The organism is Streptomyces hoynatensis (assembly GCF_003626535.1).
GTDB lineage: Bacteria > Actinomycetota > Actinomycetes > Streptomycetales > Streptomycetaceae > Streptomyces > Streptomyces hoynatensis.
This window is the reverse complement of the sequence record NZ_RBAL01000030.1, coordinates 49,009-56,588: the sequence shown is the minus strand read 5'-3', so window position 1 is coordinate 56,588 and position 7,580 is coordinate 49,009. Positions and strand designations below refer to the sequence as shown.

The window sequence follows — 7,580 nt, the reverse complement described above, 5'->3', positions numbered from 1 at the left end:
CCCTCCCCGCCGCTCTCCCGACCTGGGCGGCGCGCCGCGGGAGCCGCGGGCCGGCCGCACGCCCCGCGGCCCCTCCCCGGCGCCGGCCGAGGGCCCGCGCGCGAGGGCCGGCGGGCCGGGACCGGCCCCCGGCCGCCCGGGCCCGCGCCGGCCGGGCAAGCCGGGTGGGGCGGGAAAGCCGGGAGGACCGGCAGGAGGGGGCAGGCTGCTGCGGGCGGTGGTGCGCGTCCCGCTGCCGCTGCGGGTGGCCTGGCGCCTGGGCACGCTGCCCGTGCGCGCGGCGGGCCGGGCCGCCGGCCGTTGCGCGCGCCGCATCCCGCCCCTGGTGGCCGCGGCCCGGGGCCGCCTCGACTGGGCCCTGGGCCGCGGCCTGGCCACGCCGCGCACCACCCGCCACCAGCGCCTCGCCTTCCGCAGCCGCCGCCTTGAGGTGGCGGCCGCGGTCGCGGCCGTCGCCGCCGGCGTCGGGGCCGGGCTGCTCGCGCCCGGCCCCGGGGACGCCGTCCGCGCCGCCCAGGCGTCCAGCAGCATCGCGGAGGGCGTCTCGCGTCCCGGGGCGGTCGACGCGCCGGCCGACCCACCCGACGCCGGCTCGACCGCGGGCCTCGACCCGTGGACGGGCGAACCCTCGGCGGTGGTGGCCCCGCCGCTGAACAGGTCGGTGCCCACCCGGCTGCGCATCCCGCAACTCGGCACCGACGTCGAGGTCTTCGGCGCCGAGCTCGGCACCGACGGCGGGCCTCCCGCCCCGGCCGAGGAGGACGCCATGCGGGCCGCCTGGTACTCGGGCGGGGTCTCCCCGGGGGAACGCGGCCCGGCGATCATGGTCGGCCACCTCGACACGTACACCGGCCCCGCCGCGTTCGCCGGGCTCGGCCAGCTGCGGCCCGGCGAGACGATCGAGATCGACCGCGAGGACGGGCAGACCGCCATCTTCACCGTCGACTCCGTGGAGCAGTACCCGAAGACCGCCTTCCCCGACGAACGGGTCTACGGCTCGGTGGAGTCCCCCCAGCTGCGGCTGATCACCTGCGGCGGCGCCTGGACCGCCAACGGCGGCTACGACTCCAACATCGTCGCCTACGCCCGGCTCACCGCCAGCATGCCCACGAAAATGCTCTGACGGCCCGCTCTGCGCAAGCTCCGCCGGGCTGCTCCGCCGGCCCGGCGACCGTCCCGTGCCCTCGGCGCGCGGCGGCCGGGGACAAGGCGAAAGGCGCCCCGCGTGCGGGGCGCCTTTCCTTCGTGGCTCCTGGCCGAGCGGGCGGCGGCCCTCAGGAGAGGGTCTCGGCCGCCGTCGGCGAGCTGTCGCGCAGGAACTGCGTGCAGCGCTCGTACTCCTCCTGCTCGCCGATCGCCTGGGCGGCCCTGGCCAGGGCGTGCAGGGCCCGCAGGAACCCGCGGTTCGGCTCGTGCTCGAAGGGGATCGGGCCCTGCCCGCGCCAGCCGTTGCGCCGCAGCGCGTCGAGGCCACGGTGGTAGCCGGTGCGGGCGAAGGCGTACGACTCGATCGTGCGGCCCTCGGCGAACGCGTCGTCCGCGAGCTGTGCCCAGGCCAGCGAGGAGGCCGGGTACTTCGCCGCCACCTCGGCCGGGGCCGTGCCCGCGGCGAGGAGGTCGCGCGGCTCCGGGTCGTCGGGCAGGTGGGTCGGGGGCACGCCCCCGAGCAGGTTCTCGTGAATGGCCATGCCGTCCAGTCTGCCTTCCCGCGCGGCGCTCCGGCGCCCGCGGCCTACTTCAGCCGCGTGCCGGTGGAGCGCAGGTGGGCGCAGGCGGTGGTGACGCGGGCGGCCATGCTCGCCTCGGCCAGCTTGCCCCAGCTGCGCGGGTCGTAGGTCTTCTTGTTGCCGACCTCGCCGTCGACCTTCAGCACGCCGTCGTAGTTGCGCAGCACGTGGTCCGCGATGGCCCGGGTGAAGGCGTACTGGGTGTCGGTGTCGAGGTTCATCTTCACCACGCCGTTGGACAGGGCCGTGGTGATCTCCTCCTCGGTGGAGCCGGATCCGCCGTGGAAGACGAAGTCGAACGGGGCCGGCTTGCCGAACTTCGCGGCCACGCCCTCCTGGAGGTCCTTCAGCAGCTCGGGGCGCAGCACGACGTTGCCCGGCTTGTAGACCCCGTGCACGTTGCCGAAGGAGGCGGCCAGCAGGTAGCGGCCCTTCTCGCCGAGGCCGAGCGCCTCCGCGGTGCGCAGCGCGTCCTCGACCGTGGTGTACAGCTTGTCGTTGATCTCGTGGCTGACGCCGTCCTCCTCGCCGCCGGTCGGGGTGATCTCCACCTCCAGCACGATCTTGGCGGCGGCGGCCTGGGCGAGCAGTTCCCCGGCGATCTCCAGGTTGTCCTTCAGCGTCTCCGCGGAGCCGTCCCACATGTGGGACTGGAACAGCGGGTTCTCCCCGCGGTCCACCCGCTCCTTGGACAGCGCGAGCAGCGGGCGGACGTAGCCGTCCAGCTTGTCCTTGGGACAGTGGTCCGTGTGCAGGGCGATGTTCACCGGGTACTTCTCGGCGACGATGTGCGCGAACTCCGCCAGCGCCCTGGCACCGGAGACCATGTCCTTCCGGTACTGGCCGCCGAGGAACTCGGCGCCGCCGGTGGAGATCTGGACGATGCCGTCGCTCTCCGCCTCGGCGAAGCCGCGCAGGGCGGCGTGCAGGGTCTGCGTCGAGGTGACGTTGATGGCCGGGTAGGCGAACTTGCCGGCCTTCGCCCGGTCCAGCATCTCGTTGTAGACCTCGGGGGTCGCGATGGGCATCTGTCCGCTCCTTGACGTGTGTTGCGGCTGCTCGAAGAGTCACTCGCGGGCTCGGCGCGGTGGGCAGCCAAAGTGGCGGCCACGGGTGAGATCGCGGTGAACGGATAACCGGGGAGTACCCGCGGAACTCCGGGTGCTGACGTCGTCGTCCCGCTTATCTTCCCAGACCCGGGCACCCACCGTACGGACCCGTGAACGGTTTCACGTGAAACCACTACGGAACGTGATAGCCGCTGTTCAGCGGTCAGTCCAGGCCGAGATCGGCCATCGTGAAAACGGCGTGGTACGGCAGCCCGGCCCGCTCGATCGCCGGGGCCGCGCCGCGTTCCACGATCACCGCCACGGCCACCACCTCGGCGCCCGCCTCGCGCAGCGCCTCGACGGCGGTGAGCACCGAGCCGCCGGTGGTGGAGGTGTCCTCCAGGGCCAGGACGCGGCGCCCGGCCACGTCGGGGCCCTCGATCCGCCGCTGGAGGCCGTGCGCCTTGCCCGCCTTGCGCACGACGAAGGCGTCCAGCCGGCGGCCGCGGGCGGCGGCGGCGTGCAGCATCGCGGTGGCCACCGGGTCGGCGCCCAGGGTGAGCCCGCCGACGGCCTCGTAGTCCAGGCCGGCCGTCAGGTCGAGGAGGACCTCGCCGACCAGCGGGGCGGCCTGACCGTCCAGGGTGATCCGGCGCAGGTCGACGTAGCGGTCGGCCTCCAGGCCCGAGGAGAGGGTCACCCGGCCGTGGACGACGGCCTTGTCCTTGATCTGCCGCAGCAGCTCGTCACGCGCGCTCATGGCACGAGACCCTACGTCAGGCTTCCGGACGGCCGGGCGGCCAGGGCGGGCCCGGGGTCCGGGACCCGGGCGCGGGGCCCGGACCCGGGGCCCGATTCCGGGCTCAGTCCAGGCTCTCCCAGGACCAGGTGGTGGAGATCTCCAGCGGCTCCAGCGGGGTCACCAGCTGCGGGTGCGTGTTCAGGCCGTTGGGCGGCCCGGACTGCGGCTCGACGCACACCGCCTCGGGCAGCTCGTCGTAGACCACGGCCCACGGGCTGCGGGAGGCGAGGCGCAGCCGGAGCCGCCCGGGCCAGGTCAGCGTGACCGAGACCCCGTCCGGCATCCCGAAGCAGTCGTCCCAGGGGCCCGGGCGCGGGTCGATGCGCCGCCCGGTGGGCAGGTGGTCCTCGCCGCGCTCCTCCTGCCACGCGGCGTCGAACTCGATCCTCGCCTCCTCGCCCTCCGGGCTCAGGCGCCGCAGGAACCAGGGGTGCCAGCCCGCCTGCGCCGGGAAGGAGTCGCCGAGGGTCTCGACGCCCAGGGTCAGGCTGAGGCTGCCGCCGTCGGGGGCGAGTTCGACGAGCTGGGTGACCCGGCCGCGGTAGGGCCAGGGGTCGGCGAGGTCGGTGAACAGGGCCGCGGAGGTCTCGTCGGCGCCGGCGACGCGCCACTCGCGATGCCGGACGGTCCCGTGGATGGCGTGCGGGCCGGCGTCGAGCGGCAGCTGGTGCACCGTGCCGCCGTTGCGGAACCTGCCCTCCCCGGTGCGTCCGCACCAGGGCGCCATCACGAAGGAGCCGAACCGCTCGCCCTGGCGCAGCAGTTCGGTGCCGCGGACGCGGAGCGAGGAGATCCGGCCGCCCTGATCGGGCCGCAGCGTCAACTCGCAGTCGGCGGCGCGGAGTCGTACTCCGCGGTCGGTGTCATGCGTGGTCACGCACGAACGATAACGATCCGATGTATGTAAATCATAGTGACGCCCTCATGCTGGACGGGTTCACGCGGCCGCCCCGAGGACTCACCCCGTCGGCGGCGGGCGGTTCAGGAACGCCGCCTGCGCAGCACCCGGCCGAGGACGACGGCCGAGGCCAGGGCGAGGGCCGCGGCCGGCGCCGCCCACCGCAGGGCCGCCGGGGAGCCCGGGGAGCGGCCCGGCGCGGGTTCGGGGGCGTACCGGCCGCGCGGCGGGGCGTGGTCGACCTCTTCCGCGCTGCGTCCGATCATCGTGCGCCGGGCGAAGTCGGCCTCGGGCTCGGGATCGTCGGCCCCCGCCGTCGCGAGTTCCTCCACCTCCAGGCCCTCGGCCACGAGTCCCTCCTCCGCCGCCTCCTCGGCGAGCTCCCCGGCCAGCTCGTCCGCGAGGAACTCCCCGGGGAACTCGCCCTCGCCGCCCGCGAACGCGCCGCCGCCCGCGCCCGGCTCCCCGCCGGCCTCCTCCCCCGGCAGGCCCTCCCCGGGGAACTCCCCGGCGAGGTCTCCGGCAAGGTCCCCGGCCACGTCTCCGGCAAGGTCCTCGGCAAGGTCCCCGGCCACGAGGTCCTCCGGGGCGAGTTCGTCGCCCGCGAGGCCCTCCCGGGAGAGGTCCTCCTCCGCCACGGCCTCCCCGGCCGGCTCCTCCGCGCCGTGGGCCGCGGGCCGTGGGCCGCGGCGGGAGGGCGCCTCCTCCCCCGCCGGGTCCTGGGACTCCTGCCCCGCCGCGGCGGCCGCGGCCGCCTCCGGCTCAGGCGCCGCCGGAATGCCGGGAATCACCCGCTCGTTGTCGCCGGGCTCGCCGATGCCGCCCGCGACGGGCGGCGGTTCGGCCACCCGGGCCAGCTCCTCGGTCAGCGTCTCGGCGAAGCGGTCGAACAGCCGCCGGGCCGCCGTGGCCCGCTGCTCCGGGGTGAAGGCGTCGCCGAGCCGCCCGGTGCCCTCGGCCGAACCGCTGAAGGCCAGGGTGGTGCCCGCGCCGTCCGGCACCGGCCGCGCCACCACGCGCAGCGCCACGCGGGCCGAGCCGCTGCCGCGCGCCTCCTCGCCGCGCGCCTCGACGCGTAGCCCGTCGCCCTCCGGGGCGAGGACGGCCGAGCCGCGGTAGGTGATGGTGGAGGAGCCGATGCGCAGCCGCAGCCGCCCGGTGGGGGCGGCCGGGTCGCCGCCCGGCTCCGGCTGAAGCCCGGGAACGCAGCGGGCCACAAGACCCGGATCGGCGAACGCGCCGCGCACGGCGCCGAGGGACAGCGGGACGTAGACCTCGTGCTCCATGGCCATGGCGCGGAGCCTACCCACCAGACTCCGGCGGATCACTCATCCGTGGTCCGGGAGTCCTTTCGTTTTACTGTCCGCTCTGATGGCCGGTGACGGCCAACGCCGGCGCCGGCCATCGGCGCCCCGGCGGGGCCAGGCGCCCGCCCGGCCGCCGCCCCCGCTACTGCTCGTCCGCGGGGTGCGGGGGCGCCGCGGGCGCGGGCGGTCCCGGCGGGGACTCGGCGAGCCGGGTGGCCGCGGCCCGTTCCAGTGGCGTGACGGCCGTGGCGCAGGCGAGCAGCGCGGCGATCACCGCCAGGTTGGCGGCGAGCAGGCGGCGGCGGGCGCGCCGGGAGAGGTCGCCGCGGAAGAGCCAGAGCACCAGCAGCCCGCCCGCGAGCGCGTTCACCACGCCGGTGACCAGCGCGGCGTTCACCTGGCCGAAGAGCGGCAGCAGGAGGAAGGGGAAGGCGAGGCCGCCGAGGAGGGCGCCCACGTAGTCGGCGGCGGACAGGTCGGCCACCGCGCGGCTGGCGTCCTGGGCGCGGATGCGCTGGATCAGCGTCATCAGCAGGGGCATCTCCGCGCCGATCAGCACCCCCATGGCGAGCGAGAAGCCGACGAGCATCGGTATCGCGTCCCCGCACAGCAGGTAGCAGGCGTAGAGGCTGATCGCGGAGCAGCCGCCGACCAGCGCGAGCAGCGCCTCGATGAGCCCGAAGTTCGCCGAGGCGCGCACCCGCAGCCGCTTGGCGCACAGCGAGCCCACGCCCATGGCGAAGACCATCAGCGAGAGGATGATCGAGGTGTGGGTGACCGTGTCGCCGGCCAGGTAGTCGGCCAGCGCGATGAGTTCGAGCTCGTAGACCAGGCCGCAGGCGGCGCAGACGAAGACCGTGGCCAGCACGAGGAACCGCCCGGTCTCGGCCGACACCGGCAGCCCCACCACGGGGCGGCGCTCGGCCTCGGCCCGCTCGGCGCGCTCGGCCTGCGGGGTGCCGATCATGAACCGAAGGCGGCGTCGTACCTGCGCCGCCTGAGGGCCTCGCCCGGGGGTGCGGGCGCCGCGCTGCGCGTCCCGGTTATCCGCGTGCGCGTGACGACGAGCCGCTGCTCCTGGGGGTAGGTGTGCCAGGTCCGCCAGTGGACCTGGTCGTCCCGGCGCTGGGCGAGCAGCGCGGTGAACGCGTGCGGGTCGCCGGGGAACATCCCCGCCAGCCCGTGGGGGTGCTCGGCCACCAGGGCCAGCAGTTCCTGCGCGCGGCCCGCGAAGGAGCCCGCGCTCAGCCGCTCCACCCGGGCGGCGAACTCGTACTCGAAGTTTCCCAGCCGCTTGGAGACGCCGAGGGGCAGCGGGGTGGTGCTGCCCGGCATGCAGGCGACGGTCTCGGAACAGGAGCCGCCGCGGCTTTCGAGCAGCACCTGGTGCGAGGCCCCCAGAATCCTCAACTGCACCTGGGCCGAGTCCAGTTGGAGGTCTAAGGTGGCCAGGGACGGCAGCGGCTCCCGGCCGAGGGACCAGGCCAGATCGTGGGCCCGGGTGTCCGTGAAGGCGGTCTTGATTTCGGTGAGCATGGGTCGGCCCTCGCATGCGCGCAGTCGAGAGTGGTGCGGTGGTACGGACCGCCCCTCGGAGACATCGGGACCACCGAACCACGGAACACCCAGCCACCACAGCGTTTTTACCCAACTTCACCAGGTTTCCATCCAGTCGGGGACAGTGAGGTCAGGTGTTCACCAAGAAGCCGCGCGCTATGCGAACGCATATGCACAGTCAACGCGCGGAGACTCCCGCGAATCGCACCATTCGCCCCTGAATCCACCGAAATGCTGGTC

At 75.0% G+C, this 7,580-nt stretch carries 7 protein-coding genes and 1 pseudogene; 1 reads left to right on the top strand and 7 read right to left on the bottom strand.

Translation table 11 applies throughout. The features are described 5' to 3' along the window. A partial coding sequence (locus tag D7294_RS29610; protein ID WP_147450937.1) for a class F sortase occupies positions 1-1,123 on the top strand: 1,123 nt, incomplete at its 5' end. Positions 1,124-1,274: 151 nt separating this feature from the next. On the opposite strand, the gene D7294_RS29605 is transcribed toward D7294_RS29610, so the two are convergent. The 7 genes and pseudogenes from D7294_RS29605 to D7294_RS29575 form a co-directional block, all read right to left on the bottom strand. Then, complete coding sequence (locus D7294_RS29605) at positions 1,275-1,688, bottom strand: DUF3151 domain-containing protein (RefSeq protein ID WP_120684898.1); 414 nt, start codon at positions 1,686-1,688, stop codon at positions 1,275-1,277. 44 nt (positions 1,689-1,732) lie between these two features. Continuing rightward, positions 1,733-2,755 carry a class II fructose-bisphosphate aldolase gene (gene fbaA / locus D7294_RS29600; RefSeq protein WP_120684897.1) on the bottom strand — a complete coding sequence of 341 codons (1,023 nt, stop codon included), beginning with the start codon at positions 2,753-2,755 and terminating at the stop codon, positions 1,733-1,735. Between the two features lie 244 nt (positions 2,756-2,999). Next, a complete protein-coding gene (locus tag D7294_RS29595; protein WP_120684896.1) occupies positions 3,000-3,536 on the bottom strand; it encodes a phosphoribosyltransferase family protein in 537 nt (178 codons plus the stop codon). 103 nt (positions 3,537-3,639) lie between these two features. After that, complete coding sequence (locus tag D7294_RS29590; protein ID WP_120684895.1) at positions 3,640-4,455, bottom strand: aldose epimerase family protein; 816 nt, start codon at positions 4,453-4,455, stop codon at positions 3,640-3,642. A 104-nt stretch (positions 4,456-4,559) separates the two neighbouring features. After that, positions 4,560-5,768 carry an SRPBCC family protein gene (locus D7294_RS29585; RefSeq protein ID WP_241562713.1) on the bottom strand — a complete coding sequence of 403 codons (1,209 nt, stop codon included), beginning with the start codon at positions 5,766-5,768 and terminating at the stop codon, positions 4,560-4,562. Positions 5,769-6,000: 232 nt separating this feature from the next. Continuing rightward, a pseudogene (locus D7294_RS29580) lies at positions 6,001-6,750 on the bottom strand (spermidine synthase); the annotation flags it as partial. Next, positions 6,747-7,319 (bottom strand): DUF2617 family protein, encoded by a 573-nt coding sequence (locus D7294_RS29575; protein ID WP_120684894.1) that lies wholly within the window; start codon positions 7,317-7,319, stop codon positions 6,747-6,749. The gene D7294_RS29575 and the pseudogene D7294_RS29580, both read right to left, overlap by 4 nt. Positions 7,320-7,580 lie beyond the last annotated feature (261 nt).

Bases quoted from the DNA above. Each gene is read 5' to 3' on its own strand.
- D7294_RS29605 (WP_120684898.1), bottom strand. From the start codon at position 1,688: ATGGCCATTCACGAGAACCTGCTCGGGGGCGTGCCCCCGACCCACCTG.
- fbaA (WP_120684897.1), bottom strand. From the start codon at position 2,755: ATGCCCATCGCGACCCCCGAGGTCTACAACGAGATGCTGGACCGGGCG.
- D7294_RS29595 (WP_120684896.1), bottom strand. From the start codon at position 3,536: ATGAGCGCGCGTGACGAGCTGCTGCGGCAGATCAAGGACAAGGCCGTC.
- D7294_RS29585 (WP_241562713.1), bottom strand. From the start codon at position 5,768: ATGGCCATGGAGCACGAGGTCTACGTCCCGCTGTCCCTCGGCGCCGTG.
- D7294_RS29575 (WP_120684894.1), bottom strand. From the start codon at position 7,319: ATGCTCACCGAAATCAAGACCGCCTTCACGGACACCCGGGCCCACGAT.